The following is a 17,890-nucleotide window of genomic DNA, read 5'->3' as shown; positions in this document are numbered from 1 at the left end:
CCAGTTTTTAAACTGATTGATTCTGGAAGTTATTTTTCCATTACTTCCTTCAAGTTTCTCAGACCTTCTTCAAAATCTTTTCCAATCATTTTATCCATACTCATAAAAAGCATCATAATGGACATGGGGAATTTATTATTTCCTTTAAAACCCCAAACAACCTCTGTCTGGTCTGCACTTTTATCAGCAACGGCAATGTATGAAGCAGATGTAGATTTAAAGGGCTTTAAGAACCGAAGCTCGCCTTCTACTCGCTCACCTTCTACTATCCTTGTAATTTCTTGCTCCCCTTCCCCTACTTCTTTATTCCCATTCCAGTAGCTCACAGCACCTACTTCTCCATCTGTACCAGTAAACTTTTTTTCCATATTGGGATCTCTTCTTTCCCAAGGCGACCATTCTTGTTGCTTTTTAAGGTATTTTATATATTCAAAAACTTCCTTTTTGGGTTTATTGATTAAAATAGACCTGGATACGTCATAGGTTTTTGGAGCTAGAATGGCTAAAATGGCAATCAACACAATGATTCCCAATACGATATAAATAAATATTGACATAATAATGGTTTAATGGTTCTATCAAATATACCAATTTTAACGATTGGTTTCGTAATAGCGTTTTAGAACGTCCTCTATGCTTCGAACCGACTTCTTCGTCCAATCTAGCCGTTTCTCTAACTTTTCCTCCTCGGTAAGCTGCCATTTTATATCGGATTTCTTTAAAAGCGTGGTAAGTTGGTGCATTATAATGGCTGCAGACACAGAAATATTGAGACTTTCGGTAAAGCCAACCATGGGTATGGTAAGATAGGCATCTGCACTTTCCATAACCTCTTCACTTAGCCCGTCTCGTTCGGTTCCAAAAAACAAGGCCGTTTTCCCTTCAAACTCAAAGTCGGGCAACAACACCCCATTCTCATGGGGGGTAGTGGCTACAATACGATAGCCCTGCTGTTTAAGAGCAGTAATACAGTCTGTAGTATTATTGTATCTTTTGGCATCTACCCATTGCTGCGCGCCCATAGAAATACTTTTGTCCAGTCTTTTCCCAAACTTACTTTCAATGAGGTGGGCTTCCTGAACCCCAAAAATGTCACAACTTCTGATAACAGCACTCATATTGTGCATCTGGTACACATCCTCTGCAGCAACTGTAAGGTACTTGGTACGTTCTTCCAATATATCCAAAAATCGCTGTTTCCTCTTTGGTGTAATAAACCCCTCTAAATACGCTAGCAATTGGCTGTCGCTCATACCCTACTTATTGATGTTAAAGAAAAAACTTAATTTTACAAATATAGATTGTTTTACATGAAAAATATAGTTGTTTTATCAGGCGCCGGCATCAGTGCAGAAAGCGGCATCAAAACTTTCAGGGATGAAGACGGGTTATGGGAAGGTCATGATGTAATGGAGGTTGCCACACCTCAAGGGTTTGCAAGAAATCCTGAGTTGGTGCTCAACTTTTATAACCAGCGTAGGAGGCAGTTACTAGAAGTAAGCCCCAATAAAGCGCATCTTTCCTTGGCAAAATTAGAGTCGTCCTACTACGTACAGATCATCACCCAAAATGTAGACGACCTACATGAACGGGCTGGGAGCTCACAAGTGATACATTTACACGGAGAACTACTAAAGGCAAGAAGTAGCCAAAATCCAGCGCATATCATAGATTGGGAAACCGATTTAAATTTGGGCGACCTTTGTCCGGCTGGCACTCAGTTACGCCCCCATATAGTATGGTTTGGCGAAGCTGTTCCTATGTTAGAGCAGGCTGCAGACATCACGGCACAAGCAGATAAATTGGTGATTATTGGCACTTCCATGCAGGTATACCCAGCAGCTAGCCTAGTGCACTACGCACCCAATAACATTCCTATCTACTTTATAGACCCCAAACCCAATATCAGGGAAGCAGACTTTAACAACCTTACCATATTGCCCCATAGCGCTACCAAGGGCATGGAATTGCTTAAGGAACAACTGTTAAACAAGTAGCGCTATAACGCACCTAGGATAAAAACAAGCATATTGTGGAGGTTCAAGAATTACGCATAGCATTAGAGAGGGTAGATCATTCCAAACGAAAAAGAATGGAAATGGCCACCACCCTTATTAATCATCCCACAAATATGGAAGCCCTTATGGAGATCGCTTTTCAGGTAAACCATCCGCTCTCCTGCAAGGCCAGTTGGGTGATGGAATATGTTGCTAAACAACGCTTAGACCTGCTACTCCCTTATATGGACAGGTTTATAAACAATTGCCCTGCGGTATACCATGAGTCGGCCTTAAGGCCCATCGCAAAAATTTGTGAATACCTCACTGAGTCATATTTTATAGCAAAAGACCCCGACACCCGGAAAGCTTTAACGGAAGCACATCTTTCGCAAATAACCACTAACTGTTTTGATTGGTTAATAGCGGAACATAAAGTTGCTACTAAAGCGTATGCAATGAGCTGCCTCCTATTATTGGGCCAAAAACACCCATGGATATGGCCAGAATTAAGATTGGTATTGGAACAAAACTATGCTCAAGGGAGTGCCGCATATAAAGCAAGGGCAAGAAAAATATTGGCTAAGATCCCGGTAGCAGATTCCCAGTAATATCCTTTGTTCCAAACCTCAACATTATTAAATGAACGCTTTTATACTCTTTAACTTATAGCTATCTTTGCGCTTTTCATAAAAACATCCAATTTCTTATAAAATGTCATTAAATAATTTAAACGCCATTTCGCCTATAGATGGCAGATATCGCAGCAGGACTGCATCCTTGGCACCCTATTTTTCGGAAGAAGCTCTTATAAAGTATAGGGTTCTGGTTGAAATTGAATATTTTATCGCGCTTTGCGAAATTCCTTTGCCGCAATTGTCGGACTTTGACACTTCCAAGTTCACGGCACTGCGGGAAATTTACAGCAACTTTACTACTGAAGATGCTACCGACATTAAAGAAATAGAAAAGGTTACCAACCACGATGTAAAAGCTGTTGAGTATTTTATTAAGAAGAAATTTGACGCCCTAGGCCTTCAGTCCTATAAAGAGTTTATCCATTTTGGACTCACCTCTCAGGATATTAATAATACCGCCATTCCTCTCTCCATTAAGGAAGCGATGGATCAGGTTTATATTCCCCATTATTTGGAGGTTTTGAACAAAATAGAGGAATTGGCCAAGGAATGGGAAGCAGTCCCCATGTTAGCAAGGACTCACGGACAGCCTGCATCCCCTACCCGTTTAGGCAAGGAAATGGATGTTTTTGCAGTTCGATTAAAAGAACAGTTTCGTTTATTGGAAGAGCTACCCCATGCAGCCAAATTTGGGGGTGCCACAGGAAACTTTAACGCGCACAAAGTTGCGTACCCCTCCATTGATTGGAAAGCCTTTGGACAACAATTTGTACAGGAAAAACTGGGATTACACCATTCCTTTCCCACTACACAAATTGAGCATTACGACCATATGGCAGGCTTGTTCGATTGCCTAAAACGCATCAACACCATTATCATTGATTTAGATAGGGATTTCTGGACCTACGTTTCCATGGATTATTTTAAGCAAAAAATAAAAGCTGGGGAAGTAGGATCATCGGCTATGCCACACAAGGTAAATCCGATCGACTTTGAGAACTCTGAAGGGAATTTGGGGATCGCCAATGCTATTTTTGAGCATTTATCGGCAAAATTACCTATATCCAGACTGCAGCGAGACCTAACGGACAGCACCGTTTTGAGAAATGTAGGCGTACCTTTTGGACACACCCTTATTGCTTTCCAAGCAACGCTAAAAGGAATGAACAAACTACTCCTAAACGCAGAACAGTTTGATAAGGACTTGGAGAATAACTGGGCGGTTGTTGCAGAGGCCATACAGACCATCCTTAGGCGTGAAGCGTATCCAGATCCGTACGAAGCCCTAAAAGGACTTACCAGGACCAATGAAAAAATCACCCAAGAATCTATTGCAAATTTCATAGACACCTTGGAGGTGAACGATACCATAAAAGAGGAGCTAAAACAAATCACTCCCCAAAATTATACCGGTATCTAGACAACAGAACAAACCATTTACACTTGCAGAATGCGTGATTCTGATTTAGCTTAATCATTTCGCTGCACTGTAAAACAACGGTTTTAATAGCAACTAAAAAACCCTGCTTAGGAAAATACCAAAGCAGGGTTTTTCTTTTAGTTGCTCCCAAGTTTTTTTTAAACGCCTTTTAAAAATTTACCCACTTGTTCCAGTCCTTCTCCCTGGTAGTCCGATTTCTCTAAAGCTTGAATAAACTGGATCATCATTGCCGGATTCATATTTTTCCCCAATACACGCACCAACACAAATCCCTTATCTTTACTGTCACCATAAATAACCACCTCATCTATGGCATCATCTTCACCTAAATAGTTGACCGTAGCTTTTCCATAGCTGGTATTCATCTTCATTAGTTCTGTGAACTTGCCATTTTTTAAAATTTCCCGTACATGGGCCCGCTCCTTTTGAAACTCGGCATCATTGGCGGCCGACTTTTTAAAGGCCAGAATATTAAGTTTTCGCAAGGAGGCTACGGCCGCTTGTTGCTCTTCAGTTAAATTGGCCTTGTCCAAATTTAGTAGACTTACAGGAAGATCTATCGCCATGAAATTGGGGTTTTCAGCATTATCTACGTAGTACTCCTGAAGGCTTTGGGAAGTAGCACAGGCTAGGAATACCATTAAAAGTAGGGCACTTCCCCTTGTTAAAACCTTTTTCATTTTTGTCTTTTTAAGTTAAATTCTATGAATCCATACTAGGCACAGGATAGGGATAACCATAACGAGATGGTCTCCTACCCTGTACTTTTTCTTTTATCTGTTTTTCCCAGCTTTGTTCAGCTCATTGGGCAGGTTCATTTTTTTGGTGAGCGAGCCAATCTTGTTTAGGTCTATATCCCCGGTAAGCGACAGCAATACCGTTTCTATCTTCCTATCATTGATCTCCATGTCCACATTTTTTATACCGGTCACAAACATCAGGAGTTCGCTAACATGGTCTTCATCCCTTCCGCTTTTTATATAAAACCTTACGTTGGCATCCTTGTCCTTTACCCGCATCAATTCTTGTAGCGATGCAGACTTTAGATACTTCTTCATAGTGGCTTCCATATCGGCAGAGACCGTCTTGTCCTCGGTAATGAACACCCTTAAATTCTTTAAGTTTTGGGCTATATCCATAAAATCCTGTGCCTCTTGGTCATCTACCTCCACATTGATCTTACTAAGCAGCCTAAACATACTTTCGTTTACCACTACGGCACTTACCTTGTCCACATCCTCGTATTTATCAAATATGGATTGGGAATGACCTACTAATGGAAGTACTGCCAATAATGCGATTATAATATGCTTTCTCATTTTTATCATTTTTATTTTTCGTTATAAATCTTTTCTTTTGTTGCCTCAAATTCCTTTAAGTAAGCCACCTTTTCTGTACCTCTTTCAAAGTTGGCAGCCACCAAACTAAGCGCCTTTTTGGTTTGCTGATACGCGTACTCAGCTTTTCGCTGTTCTTGCTGCTTACTGTACGCATTACCAAAATATATACCAAAGATTAAAACTACGACCGCCGCTACGGAAGCCCATTCCAAATACTTTTTTCTAGGTTTTAATGGGACCTGCTTGGTGTACCGCTCTTCTTTGGCTTCGGAAAAATACTGGAACATAGGTGCATATGGTTTTAGATGCACGGGAATGTTCCCACTTGCAAAGAAATCCCGTAGGGTTTCTTCTTCGGCCACCGTAGTGGTAGCCTCAAAATATCTCTCCAATAACTTTTCTATTCTATCCAATTCCATAATTGTGTTTTTGTACCAATTTCTCCCTAACTGTTTTCCTTGCCCTGGACAAAGCCACCCTAATTGCGGTAGGCTTCATATCCAATAAGAGGGCAATTTCGTCGAACTCATATTGTTCCACATCCCGCAATTGAAGCACTAATTTCTGCTGTTCAGGTAATTCCTCCATAATTTTTTCTACCCAGCTAAGACTGTCGCTAACCTCTACCTCCTCTTGCAGAGACGTCCTATTGTCCTCGTAATTGCTATGTACCAGTTTTAAGTTTCCAGCTTGTTTAGACTTTAAACGGTCCAAACAAAAATTCTTTGTCATCGTCATAGCATAGGCCTCCACATTGGTGTAATTGCCCATGGTCTTATTTTTAGTCCATAGCTTCAATAAAATTTCTTGTGTGGCATCTTCCGCTTCCTCCCTAGATACCAATATTCGTTTGGCAAGCCTAAATAGCTTATCCTTAAAAGGAAGCACCACATTTAAAAATTCAGTTTGCTGCATTAGGTTCGGTTGTTTTGTAATCCTCACGATTAGGCTTACAATGGGAAGACGACATACATCGACTTTTGTTACATTTTATTTTTAAATAAAACCAATGTTCGTAATTTACGCTCTTAATAAACCAAATCTGTCTTTTTTCCGTAGATATATAAAATTATTCCCAATCCAGGTATTTTTTTTAATGGAATGATTTTTGTTTACATGAATTTAGTAGAATTTTAATCTTTACCATGAAAAAATATCTAAGCGTAGTAGTACTCGGAATAAGCTTACTTTTTATCCAATGTTCAAAAGATGATGAAGTAGTACCTGTTCAAGAAGATCCCATAATAGATACAGAAGCCAAAGACACTGTAGATGTAACGGTTCAAAACTTTATGTGGCAGACCATGAACCTCTATTATTTTTGGCAGAGCGATGTTCCCAACCTAGGGGACGACCGATTTAAGACAGAAGCCGCATACCTGGAATTTCTTAAATCTGAACAGGATCCAGGGAAATTCTTTGATGAAAAATTACTTTTTTCCGAGGATCGCTTTAGTTTTTACTCCGAGGACTATAAAGAACTTACCAAAGCCTTTTCGGGCGTATCCAAAAGTAATGGTCTGGAATTTGGACTTAGTTTATTTGCCGATAGTGACGATGTTTTTGGCTATGTGCGATACGTAGTCCCCAATTCTAACGCTGCAGGAAAAGATATTAAGCGAGGGGATTTTTTTACAGGCGTAAATGGCACTCCCCTAAACTTGAATAATTATGTGGAATTGCTTTTTGGGGAGAATGACACCTATACCTTAGATATGGCAGAAATCTCTAACAACGTTATTACCAAAACTGGGCGGGAAGTTACTCTTACCAAAGAAGCAGACTTAACGGAAAACCCCGTTCACATCGCCAAAGTCTTGGAAGTGAATGGCCAAAAAATAGGCTATTTAATGTACAATAGTTTCACCAATGAGTTTGATGAGGATTTAAATGATGCTTTTGGCACCTTTAAAACTGCCGGGGTAACAGATTTAGTTTTGGATCTAAGGTATAACCCAGGGGGCTCCGTAAACTCCTCGGTACTTTTATCTAGTATGATCTATGGCCCCTATACAGACAAGGTATTTCTTAAAGCTAGATACAACCAGAAATTGCAGTCGGAATTTGAAGAGTCTAGCCTAACTACCTATTTTGCCGATAAGACCTCTATGAATAGTCCCCTCAACACCCTAGGTCTTAACAAGGTTTATGTTCTAGCTACCGGAAGTACAGCCTCTGCCAGTGAGTTGGTGATTAATGGCTTGGATCCTTATATCGATGTAGTCCATATTGGAACTACCACCACCGGAAAAAATGAATTTTCCGTCACCTTTGTTGATGACCTAGAAAATGGCAACGTTTACGACCCCAATAGAGAAAATCAAATAAATCCTGAAAATTCGTGGGCAATTCAGCCTCTTATCGGTAGAAATGAAAATTCAGCCGGATTTTCGGACTATACTGCAGGACTTGCGCCAGACATCGATTTAAGGGAAGACCTGTCTAACTTAGGCGTTTTGGGAGACTTGGAAGAGCCTCTATTGAAAAAAGCTATTTCGGAAATTACAGGAATATCCGCTAAAATGGATTTCACCGTACAATTACCGGTTCAACTGGTTACCAGCTCCAAAATGTTTACCAAGACTAAGGACAATATGTATATGGATATAAAAAACCCTTTACCATTAATCAAACAATAGCATAAAATTAAAGGTAGCGCTAACAGTTTTTTTTATTTAAATTGAACTTTGAGAAATTACATCACATTCAATTCTTTACTATGAAAAAATTTTTAGCGCTGCTAATACTACCCCTAATACTTTCTTGTACCGACTTAGATGACCATGCCTTTATCTACCCCAAGGATGTGGAAGTACAGCACTTTATGTGGCAGGGATTAAACCAATGGTATTTTTGGCAAGCCGATGCCCCCAATCTAGGAGATACTAGGTTTAGCTCCAATGAGAAGTACATTGACTATTTAGAGGAATACAGGGATCCTGCCGAGTTTTTCTACAAAACCTGCTATAAGCATCGGAATGTAGTAGGTGTTGAAAATGCAGTAGACCGATTTAGTTTTACAGGAGATGATTACCGAGTATTGGTAAACTCATTGCAGGGAATTACCAAAAGCAACGGGATGGAATTTGGATTGGCACGTTTCCAAGGAAGTACGGATCTTTTTGGATATGTGCGCTACATCATTCCCAACTCCAATGCCGCCTCCAAACCTATTTCCCGAGGAGAAATATTTACTAGGGTAGATGGCATAAAACTCACGGATGCAAATTACAGGGAGCTGCTGTTTGGAAATAAGGATACCTATACCCTGGGAATGGCCGATATTAATGACAAAGTACTTACAGAGAATGGCAAGGAAGTAACGCTCACCAAAGAGGAAGGCCTGGAAGAAAACCCCATCTTAGTTGCCAAAACTGTGGAAGTAAGCGGTACCAAGATTGCCTACCTTATGTACAACGGTTTTACCAGGGGATATAACGAGGAGCTAAACAACGCATTTGAAACGTTTAAGATGGAGGGAGCTACGGAGCTGGTGGTAGACCTTCGCTACAACCCCGGGGGATCGGTAAATAGCTCTAGACTGTTAGCCAGCATGATCTACGGCACCCATACCAACGAGCTCTATATTAGACAGCGATGGAACGATAAATTGCAATCCACTTTCAGTGAGGAACAGTTGGAAGATTATTTTGCTGCTAAAACCGATAAAGGGACTCCTATTAACACCTTAAACCTCAGTAAAGTATACATACTAGCTACTGGAAGCTCTGCCAGTGCCAGTGAACTGGTTATGAACGGACTTGCCCCTTATATAGATGTAATACATATAGGAGAAAAAACTAGGGGGAAGAATGAGTTTTCCATAACCATGGTAGACGATAGGGATAACGATTATATTTACAGTGGCAGTAGGGAAGATAAGATTAACCCTAACAACTCATGGGCCATGCAGCCTCTTATGGGGCGCAATGAGAATGCGAATGGATTCTCTGATTATACAGACGGATTAGCCCCAACTATTGAACTGAGCGAAGATGTTTCTGATATGGGGGAGCTGGGAGACCCCAATGAACCCTTATTTGCCAGGGCTATCCAAGAAATAACGGGTGCTACTGCGAAAAGGGATTTCACCGTAGTTTCACCAGTAGAAGTGGTATCTAACTCCAAACTATTTAGCCCTCTTAAAGACCATATGTATTTGGATAAGATAGAACACCTGCCACTACCACAATATTAATTGAAAGATGAAGGGCCCGATATTTCTGTATATCGGGCCCTTTTTTCTTATGCCTAAGTATGGTAATTGGGTATAATAAATACTACCTACCTCCTCTTACCTTCCGGAAGACTATAAGTTGATAGTAAGTCCTACTCTTAAATTTCTTCCTTTGGTTGTAAATCCTAATAGCTCCGTATACTCCTCATTTAGAAGATTACTTGCATTCAGGAAAAAGGTGAGTTTATTTTCTATTACTTGGTGCGAAATGTAAAAATCCAATAACCCATAGGTCTCCAATTCCACATCTGTAAAGGGGAAGGATCCAAAATCGGTATCGGTACGTGTGCCAGTTAAGGCGTAACTAACGTTAGCATGGGTACGCTGAGAAAAATCGTAACCTACATATGCATTCGCTTTTTGTTTAGGAAGTCTGATGGCATTATCGCCTTCTCTTTCGGTAAAGGTATAGTTAGCGCCAAGATTTAATTGAGTCATGGGAGTCCAACTAAGCTCTAACTCTACTCCTTTGGCATCGATGGTATTTTCAGCATTTAAATAACCAGTACTGCCATAATAAACGAAGTTCTTTTCTTTTCTATTAAAATAAAGCGCGCTGAATCTAAGGTCTTTGTCAACGGCATATTCAAATCCACCTTCAATAGTCCTATTCTCCTCTGGCTCCAACTCTGGATTGGCCCCAAAATTTCCGAATAATTGGTTTAAACTTGGGGTGATATAAGAGGTAGCATAAGACCCCATTAGCTTCACATAACCATTGGCATTATGAAAAGTAAAGGATGGGTTTACATTATAAACAAAGTGCGACCCATACTCGGAATGATTATTGGCACGTACCCCTGTGTTTAGGTTAAGCCCAAAACTGGATACATAAACCAGGTTAAGGTAGGGATCTATAATATCAAAATCCTGAACCGCCGCATATTTGGTCTCATCATGGATATAATTAAGACCTAAGATGGTATAGAGCTTATCGTTAAAACTGTATTTATTATACAAATCTACTACCGTATTCTTGCCGTTATAGATCGTGGGAAAGCCATCCTTAATATCTGAATCGTACTCACTGTAGCCCGAGTTAAGCACCAAGGATCCGTTATTGTACTTATATTCTGCCGATAATCCTGCTCTTTTCTGCTCACTTATATATTCGTAGGGAGCATCGAACATACCAAAGGCCTCATCATACTCTCCCCTGGTCTTGGTATGATTCCCAAAAACTCCTACATTAAATCTGTCTGAAAATGCATATCCCAATTTCACATTCGTACTATAGCTAGAAAAAATATCTTCCTCATTCTCGGGAGTGACCAATGCAGATAAGCCTTCGGAATAGCGATTGGAGAATCCAACATTATAGCTAAACTTATCCAAGGTACCGTTTATAGTGGCACTGTTGGCAAAATCACCTATATTATAATTTTGATCCTTTGCGGTTTGATTGGTACCAACGCTGGATTGAAAATTTCCGGCTATTTTATTTTCTGATGACTTTTTAGTCGTGATATTTATCACTGCAGTAGCCGCATTGGTACCGTAAAGGGTACTCGCTGCTCCTTTAATGATTTCTATAGATTCTATATTGGCCATAGAAAGCATTCTTAAATCATATTCCTGATTTACAGACGATGGGTCCGATACTCGCACTCCGTCTACCAATACCAATACCTGTCTACCTCTACCCCCACGGGCATAAACACCTAAAACCGTACCTTCCCTCCCATTGCTACCTGCTATGGCAAAACCGCTTTTAGAATTAATAATTTCGGCAACTGTTTTACCCTGACTTCTTTTTATTTCTTCTGCGGTAATCTTAACCACAGTTTTCCCGGAGTTCTCCCTTTTAAGTTCAAAACGGGAGTCGCTTACTACCACTTCGTCCAGATGCTGGATATCCGCTTCTTTTTCTTGTGCAACTACATTTGTGCAAGCCACTATTGCGGCAAGCATACCAATACATTTTTTGTTCATTTTCCTTTAATTCAATAAATGGGAGTGTGGAATGTCCGTATTCATTCGCAAACCTTTGTCCCGAAAGTTTAACATTGTTTTTTTGAATTTGGCAGGTCTCCTGACTTGCGTACTATCATGCACCTTCCCGCCTCTAGTTTAGGCAGTGGTATTCTGAAGAAATGACAGCCATCCGCATAATACGGACCAAGCTTACAGTTGCGGGAACAGCTTCGGACTTTCACCGAATTCCCTTTTAATCCATTCCTCTTGATACAAGAAGAGCTGGAACCGAAATTCGGCGCGAAACTACTACATTTTTTACTATTTACTCCCTAGTTAAGGGAGTTTCTTAAGTGTAGCTGAAATATTGCCGCAGCAAATTACGCTCTCCACGGATAGGGCCATGTTAGAGATAGCTTATAAGAAAACAGCTCCTTGCATTGTAGAAAGGTATAATTAGATCTCCTCCTAAGTGTACCAAAACACCTATTTCAAAAATGAACAAAAATCCAACAACCAGCGGCTATTTTAGCTTAGTCCTATCACTTTTTAATATCTTTAGGGTTTATGTAATCTACATCCAAAGATTATAAACGAATGTTGGATAAGGCTCGTCGTCAAAAAATTTAGTACTACTTTTGAACCCATAAATCAAAAAATTAGACTTTTGAAGAAGGTTATTTACTTGCTATTCGTACTAGCTATTTTTTCCTGTAAGCAGGAGAAAAAAGATGGCAACCCCAAAGCGGTATCTGCAAAGCCAATCCCCATAGCGCATGCAAAGGGCTTTACCATGGAAAAGCAATCCAATGGAATAACGGTCATTAAAATAACCTCTCCCTGGCCCAATTCGGAAGCGGCATTTACCTATGCACTGGTTCCAAAAGACTCCCTGGCAACAATTCATATTGACGAGGATGCCTACCACGCCATTGTCCCTGTTCCAGTAGAAAATATTGTAGTTACCTCTACCACCCACATTCCGGCCTTAGAAGCCTTGGAGCAATTGGACAAGCTAATAGGATTTCCTGACACACGATATATTTCTTCTAAAACAGCACGGGAATACATAGATGCTGGTAAGGTGAAAGATTTGGGGAAAAACGAGGCATTAAGCACGGAAATGGTGATTGCCTTAAATCCAGACCTAGTAATAGGCTTTGGTATAAATAATGAAAATAAGGCCTATGAAACCGTACAGCGGGCCGGCATCCCAGTAGTATACAACGGCGAGTGGACCGAAGAAACCCCCTTGGGGAAAGCAGAATGGATTAAGTTCTTTGCCCCTTTCTTTCAACAAGAGGCCAAGGCAGATAGCATCTTTGCCTCCATAGCCGATAACTACCATAACACAAAAAAGCTAGCACAACAGGCCAAATCAAAGCCAACGGTATTGAGTGGCGCACTGTATAAAGATATATGGTACCTCCCTGGTGGCAATAGCTGGGGCGCCAAATTTATGGAGGATGCCAATACCAACTACCTTTGGAAAGACACCAAGGAAACTGGCAGCCTCTCCTTAAGTTTAGAGAGCGTACTGGAGAAAGGGCGAGCAGCGGAATACTGGATAGCCCCCTCCCAGTTTATAAGCTATCAAGAGATGGAAGACAGTAACCGGCACTATACGCAATTCGCTGCCTATAAAAACAAAAAAATATACACCTATGCCAATACCAAAGGAGAAACGGGAGGAATGCTCTATTTTGAATTGGCCCCCAACAGGCCCGATTTGGTCCTCAAAGACCTAATTCACATCTTTCACCCAGAATTACTTCCAGAACACCAATCCGTATTCTTTAAACCCTTGGATTAAGTGCCACAATCTAAAACATACCGAATCTACTTTCTACTGTTATTAGTGGTCTTGCTGGCTTGTTTTCTGGTTAACATCAGTTTGGGGTCTGTCGCTATCCCCTTTAAGGAAGTGGTAAATGCCATTTTAGGAAAAGTTACGGAACGGGAATCTTGGGCATATATAATTTGGGACTACAGAGTACCTAAAGCACTGACCGCTATCCTAGTAGGTAGTGGCCTTGCCTTAAGTGGTTTGCTAATGCAAACCTTGTTCCGAAACCCATTGGCCGGACCCTTTGTGCTGGGTATAAGTTCTGGCGCCAGTTTGGGTGCAGCCATCCTCATAATGGGCGCCTCTTTATTTAGTGGACTATTTTCTTTTGGATTGGTAAACGATATTTCCTTGGCCCTAGCCTCCAGTATTGGGAGTTTTGTGGTTCTTTTGGCCGTCATGGTAGTAGCCTCTAGGGTTAAAGATACCATGGCATTGCTCATTATTGGACTTATGTTTGGCAGTCTCACCTCTGCTTTGGTAAGTGTTCTCTCTTACTTCACCACCGCAGAAAAATTACAGCAATATATCTATTGGTCCTTTGGGAGCCTTGGTAATCTTTCATGGCAACAATTACTATTACTTGCTATTATTACCGTCGTGGGCCTAGTCATTAGTATACTATCCATAAAACCCCTAAACTCCCTCTTATTGGGAGAGCATTATGCACGGAGTATGGGCGTAAACATAAAGCGATCTCGCTACGCTATAATTTTGGCCACTGGTCTACTCGCTGGTGGGGCTACCGCCTTTGCCGGTCCCATAGCATTTATTGGATTGGCCGTACCCCATTTAACGCGACAAATTTTTAACACTACCGATCATAGAGTATTACTGCCAGCAGTAATGATTTATGGGGCTATATTAATGTTGATATGCGACACCATAGCCCAATGGCCTAACTCTGCTAGCGTGTTGCCCATAAACGCCATTACCTCCATCATTGGGGCACCAGTGGTAATTTGGCTCTTGGTAAGGAAGCGAAAAATGGTATTTTAAGGGAGGGGCGAGTGTTTCTCCTAGGGCAGAATACCATAAAGTGCCTAGTTTAAAGTATTTTTGAAGTCTATTAATTAGCTTAGCATTAAAATTACATATCATCAGCAACTACGAGGGAAATAGCGCACTAACAAGTAGGGATCTAAAGATTGGATATACCTCCGGGAAACGGGAAAACGTGATCGCTACAAACATTAACTTTTCCTTGAAAAAAGGAGAGTTAGCAGCAATCATAGGGGTAAACGGAATAGGCAAATCTACTTTATTAAGGACCTTGGGGAAAGTACAACCCAAGCTCTCCGGGAACATCTTATTGAATAGCACGCCCTTGGAGAAACTTACCAGTCTGGCCCTCGCAACAGAAATAAGCGTAGTACTGACCGAGCCCATTGCCTCCAAAAACCTAACGGTAATGGAGTTGGTGAGTCTAGGGAGGCAACCCTACACCAACTGGATAGGAACTTTGAGTGACCAGGACAAGACAAAAATAAAAAGCGCCCTTAATTTGGTAGAGCTCACCTCCCTGCAATATAAGAAGTGCTATGAGCTTAGTGACGGACAATTACAAAAGGTAATGATTGCCAGGGCATTGGCACAAGACACCCCCGTTATATTAATGGATGAACCCACCTCTCATTTAGACCTGTACCACAAAGTCCAGATCTTAAAATTGTTGCAAGACATCGCTCACAAAACCCAAAAAACCATCCTATTTACCACCCATGAAATTGAAATAGCGATTCAGCTATGCGATAAGATGCTTATTTTGGAAAAAGGAAAAAGTGCCTTTGGTGAACCCTGTGACCTGATCCGAAACAAGAACTTTGAAAACCTATTCCCATCGGACACTATAACTTTTGATGGCAAAACCGGGGCTTTTAGGGTAAATAAGTAGTAAGGACTTTTCGCCTATCCCTTTATCGCTGCAAATTTTTTACTTTTATCTTGTTCCCCAGCGGGTATAAGCTAGTATCCGCATCCTTAGGATGTAAGATTAAAACGCCTAGGGAGTCGGGAAAATCTTTAAATTGATTCGCTCCCTATTCTAAACCCAATCCATTATCTTTACCTAAAAGATCAACTAACCATGAGTGAAATGCTTGCTGCCCTTTTGGTAGCCCTTCTATGTTTGGGAGCTGGCTATTTATTAGGGAACTACATACAAGGCCTTAAAACCAAATCTGATCAAAGTACGCTATTGGAGCGAGAACAACAATTGGGCATTACTATTGCCAATTTGGAAGAGCAATTGGTAAAAGCGAACGCGGAAAAAGAGGCGCTCCGAAATACTTGGGAAACCGAAAAAGAACAACTCCGAATAGAAAAGGAACACTTAGGGCACCAGCTTACCAGGTATCAGGCCGACATGGAACACCTGCAGCAAAAAAACAGGGAGCAAAAGGAAGAAGTAGCCAAACTACAAGCCACTTTCACCAAGGAATTTGAAAATCTGGCCAATAAGATCTTGGATGAAAAGAGCAGTAAATTTACTGAGCAGAACCGGGAAAACATCAAAAATATATTGTCTCCCTTACAGGAAAAGATCCAACTATTCGAAAAAAAAGTAGAGGACAGCCAGAAAGAAAGCGTAGGAATGCACTCGGCCTTAAAGGAACAGTTGGCCAATTTACAGACCCAAAACCTGAAAATTACCCAGGAGGCCATCAACCTAACCAAAGCCCTAAAAGGCGACAGTAAAATGCAAGGAAATTGGGGAGAATTGGTATTGGAACGCGTACTGGAAAAATCTGGCCTTGAAAAAGACCGGGAATACAGCGTACAACAAAGTTTTACTCGGGAAGATGGTACAAGGGTTCTACCAGATGTCATTATCCATCTCCCAGACGGCAAGAAAATGATTGTAGACTCTAAGGTATCCCTAACAGATTACGAACGCTATGTGAATGCAGAGGAGGAATTAAAGAGTAAATTCCTAGCAGACCATATCCAATCGCTCCGAAGACACGTAGATCAACTTTCCGCTAAAAAATACGAGGACCTTTATGAAATGGACAGTCCAGATTTTGTTTTGATGTTTGTTCCGATAGAGCCTGCCTTTGCGCTTGCTATCAATCAAGACAACTCCTTATACAGTAAAGCCTTTGAAAAGAATATCATTATTGTGACCCCTGCTACCCTTTTGGCCACGCTTCGCACCATAGACACCATGTGGAACAACGAAAAGCAACAACGCAATGCCATAGAAATAGCTAGGCAAGCCGGCGCCCTATACGATAAATTTGAAGGCTTTGTGGGCGATTTAACCAAGGTGGGCAAGAAAATGGACGAGGCTAAAACCGAGTATCAGGGGGCCATGAAAAAATTGGTGGAAGGACGGGGAAATATAGTGATCAGTATTGAAAAACTGAAGAAAATGGGGGCTAGGGCAAAAAAATCTATCCCCGAATCCTTATTGGACAATGCCTTGGAACAGGAAGGGGAACTAGATAATACAGATGGGGTACTCCCACTGCGCGAACACTAAAATTTAAAAGGATGAAAAAAATACTTGGCCTTACCGTTCTATCCATTATTGTGCTGTTCACGGCCTACTTCCTGTTTATTTATTACGTTCCCTACTCTACGGGAATCCGTTCTGGCGAGCTAATAAAAATTAGCCATAAGGGGGTTCTCATCAAAACCTGGGAAGGCGAAATCAGTCAAGGTATTTCCGGAGCACAAATATTCACCTTCTCGGTTACGGATCGGGATGCCATAGAAAAGCTAAAAGAGTACCAAGGTTCCTATGTACGATTAAGTTATATAGAGCGCTACCAAACCATTTTTTGGCTTGGAGACACCAAATATTTTATCACTGAGGTAAGCAAGGAAACCTCTCCACATTAAATTATTTTATACTACCCAAACCCCCTATAATCTATAGCATGGTATGGGTAACCTTAACTACTAGTTTCATGCAAAAATTTAAATCTGCCAAACATTCACAACTATCCATAACCCAATTAATGCTTCCCTCGCATTCCAATTTCGGGGGCAAGGTACATGGGGGACACATCCTTAATCTTATGGATCAAATTGCTTTTGCCTGCGCCTCCAAGCACTCTAACAGCTATTGTGTTACCGCCTCGGTAAATAAGGTAGACTTCTTAGGCCCTATTGAGGTGGGCGAGTTGGTGACCTTAAAAGCCTCTATCAATTACACCGGGCGTACCTCTATGGTAGTAGGTGTGCGGGTAGAATCGGAAAATATACGAACTGGGAAAAAGCTGCATTGCAACTCTTCCTATTTCACTATGGTAGCCAAGGATACCGATGGTAATAATTTACCGGTGCCAGGGTTGATCATTGAAGACGAACAGGGAGTAAGGCGTTTTGCCCGAAGTCTGGTACGCAAAAAACAAGCCATGTCCAGATCTACCAAATTTGATGAAACCCAGTTTAAGCTGCAGGACTATTTAAAGAAACTAGACCAGGAGAACGTGAAGTTAAAATTGAAATAAAACAATATTGCCGCATA

18 protein-coding genes and 1 riboswitch are annotated in these 17,890 nt (G+C 41.0%); of the genes, 11 read left to right on the top strand and 7 right to left on the bottom strand.

The genetic code is table 11. From position 1 onward, the window contains the following. Positions 1-29 precede the first annotated feature (29 nt). Positions 30-557 (bottom strand): SRPBCC family protein, encoded by a 528-nt coding sequence (locus F1E73_RS11245; RefSeq protein WP_086477772.1) that lies wholly within the window; start codon positions 555-557, stop codon positions 30-32. A 36-nt stretch (positions 558-593) separates the two neighbouring features. Beyond that, positions 594-1,253: a TrmH family RNA methyltransferase gene (locus F1E73_RS11240; RefSeq protein ID WP_086477773.1), complete on the bottom strand. Its 660-nt coding sequence runs from the start codon at positions 1,251-1,253 to the stop codon at positions 594-596. Positions 1,254-1,310: 57 nt separating this feature from the next. Between F1E73_RS11240 and F1E73_RS11235 the strand changes: the two genes are divergently transcribed. The 3 genes from F1E73_RS11235 to purB all read left to right on the top strand — a co-directional run bounded on the left by F1E73_RS11235 (position 1,311) and on the right by purB (position 4,055). Then, complete coding sequence (locus F1E73_RS11235; protein WP_086477774.1) at positions 1,311-1,997, top strand: SIR2 family NAD-dependent protein deacylase; 687 nt, start codon at positions 1,311-1,313, stop codon at positions 1,995-1,997. 35 nt (positions 1,998-2,032) lie between these two features. Next, complete coding sequence (locus tag F1E73_RS11230) at positions 2,033-2,608, top strand: adenylosuccinate lyase (protein ID WP_176328509.1); 576 nt, start codon at positions 2,033-2,035, stop codon at positions 2,606-2,608. 103 nt (positions 2,609-2,711) lie between these two features. Further along, a complete protein-coding gene (purB, locus tag F1E73_RS11225) occupies positions 2,712-4,055 on the top strand; it encodes an adenylosuccinate lyase (protein ID WP_086477776.1) in 1,344 nt (447 codons plus the stop codon). A 158-nt stretch (positions 4,056-4,213) separates the two neighbouring features. Here purB and F1E73_RS11220 read toward each other — a convergent pair whose 3' ends face one another. The 4 genes from F1E73_RS11220 to F1E73_RS11205 all read right to left on the bottom strand — a co-directional run bounded on the left by F1E73_RS11220 (position 4,214) and on the right by F1E73_RS11205 (position 6,331). Then, positions 4,214-4,756 carry a DUF4252 domain-containing protein gene (locus F1E73_RS11220; RefSeq protein WP_086477777.1) on the bottom strand — a complete coding sequence of 181 codons (543 nt, stop codon included), beginning with the start codon at positions 4,754-4,756 and terminating at the stop codon, positions 4,214-4,216. 93 nt (positions 4,757-4,849) lie between these two features. Then, entirely contained in the window at positions 4,850-5,395 is a 546-nt protein-coding gene (locus tag F1E73_RS11215; protein WP_086477810.1) for a DUF4252 domain-containing protein, read from the bottom strand. A gap of 11 nt (positions 5,396-5,406) precedes the next feature. After that, positions 5,407-5,835: a hypothetical protein gene (locus tag F1E73_RS11210; RefSeq protein WP_086477778.1), complete on the bottom strand. Its 429-nt coding sequence runs from the start codon at positions 5,833-5,835 to the stop codon at positions 5,407-5,409. Beyond that, on the bottom strand, positions 5,822-6,331 hold the full coding sequence (locus F1E73_RS11205; protein ID WP_086477779.1) for an RNA polymerase sigma factor: 510 nt from the start codon (positions 6,329-6,331) through the stop codon (positions 5,822-5,824). The genes F1E73_RS11210 and F1E73_RS11205 overlap by 14 nt, the downstream gene beginning before the upstream one ends. Positions 6,332-6,561: 230 nt before the next feature. On the opposite strand from F1E73_RS11205, the gene F1E73_RS11200 reads away from it, so the two are divergent. Both F1E73_RS11200 and F1E73_RS11195 read left to right on the top strand, forming a co-directional pair. After that, the gene (locus F1E73_RS11200) at positions 6,562-8,055 is read left to right on the top strand and encodes a S41 family peptidase (RefSeq protein ID WP_150451940.1); all 1,494 of its coding nucleotides are present in this window, start codon (positions 6,562-6,564) and stop codon (positions 8,053-8,055) included. 80 nt (positions 8,056-8,135) lie between these two features. Further along, on the top strand, positions 8,136-9,614 hold the full coding sequence (locus F1E73_RS11195; RefSeq protein WP_150451939.1) for a S41 family peptidase: 1,479 nt from the start codon (positions 8,136-8,138) through the stop codon (positions 9,612-9,614). Positions 9,615-9,725: 111 nt separating this feature from the next. Here F1E73_RS11195 and F1E73_RS11190 read toward each other — a convergent pair whose 3' ends face one another. Next, entirely contained in the window at positions 9,726-11,585 is a 1,860-nt protein-coding gene (locus tag F1E73_RS11190; protein WP_150451938.1) for a TonB-dependent receptor plug domain-containing protein, read from the bottom strand. A gap of 73 nt (positions 11,586-11,658) precedes the next feature. Beyond that, positions 11,659-11,875, bottom strand: a riboswitch (cobalamin riboswitch). 359 nt (positions 11,876-12,234) lie between these two features. Between F1E73_RS11190 and F1E73_RS11185 the strand changes: the two genes are divergently transcribed. From F1E73_RS11185 to F1E73_RS11160, 6 genes are all read left to right on the top strand, one after another. Further along, a complete protein-coding gene (locus F1E73_RS11185) occupies positions 12,235-13,380 on the top strand; it encodes an ABC transporter substrate-binding protein (RefSeq protein WP_086477783.1) in 1,146 nt (381 codons plus the stop codon). After that, a complete protein-coding gene (locus F1E73_RS11180; RefSeq protein ID WP_150451937.1) occupies positions 13,381-14,412 on the top strand; it encodes a FecCD family ABC transporter permease in 1,032 nt (343 codons plus the stop codon). It abuts the gene before it with no gap. A gap of 100 nt (positions 14,413-14,512) precedes the next feature. Then, on the top strand, positions 14,513-15,307 hold the full coding sequence (locus F1E73_RS11175; RefSeq protein ID WP_150451936.1) for an ABC transporter ATP-binding protein: 795 nt from the start codon (positions 14,513-14,515) through the stop codon (positions 15,305-15,307). A 192-nt stretch (positions 15,308-15,499) separates the two neighbouring features. Then, positions 15,500-16,897, top strand: coding sequence for a DNA recombination protein RmuC (rmuC, locus tag F1E73_RS11170; protein WP_086477786.1), 1,398 nt, complete (start codon positions 15,500-15,502; stop codon positions 16,895-16,897). An 11-nt stretch (positions 16,898-16,908) separates the two neighbouring features. Next, entirely contained in the window at positions 16,909-17,259 is a 351-nt protein-coding gene (locus F1E73_RS11165; protein ID WP_086477787.1) for a 6-phosphogluconate dehydrogenase, read from the top strand. Positions 17,260-17,327: 68 nt separating this feature from the next. Next, complete coding sequence (locus tag F1E73_RS11160; RefSeq protein ID WP_150451935.1) at positions 17,328-17,873, top strand: acyl-CoA thioesterase; 546 nt, start codon at positions 17,328-17,330, stop codon at positions 17,871-17,873. Positions 17,874-17,890 lie beyond the last annotated feature (17 nt).

Source organism: Arenibacter lacus, assembly GCF_008711145.1.
Classification (GTDB): Bacteria; Bacteroidota; Bacteroidia; order Flavobacteriales; family Flavobacteriaceae; genus Arenibacter; species Arenibacter amylolyticus.
Note: the sequence above shows the minus strand (reverse complement) of the source record. Positions and strands in the feature narration are given on the sequence as shown.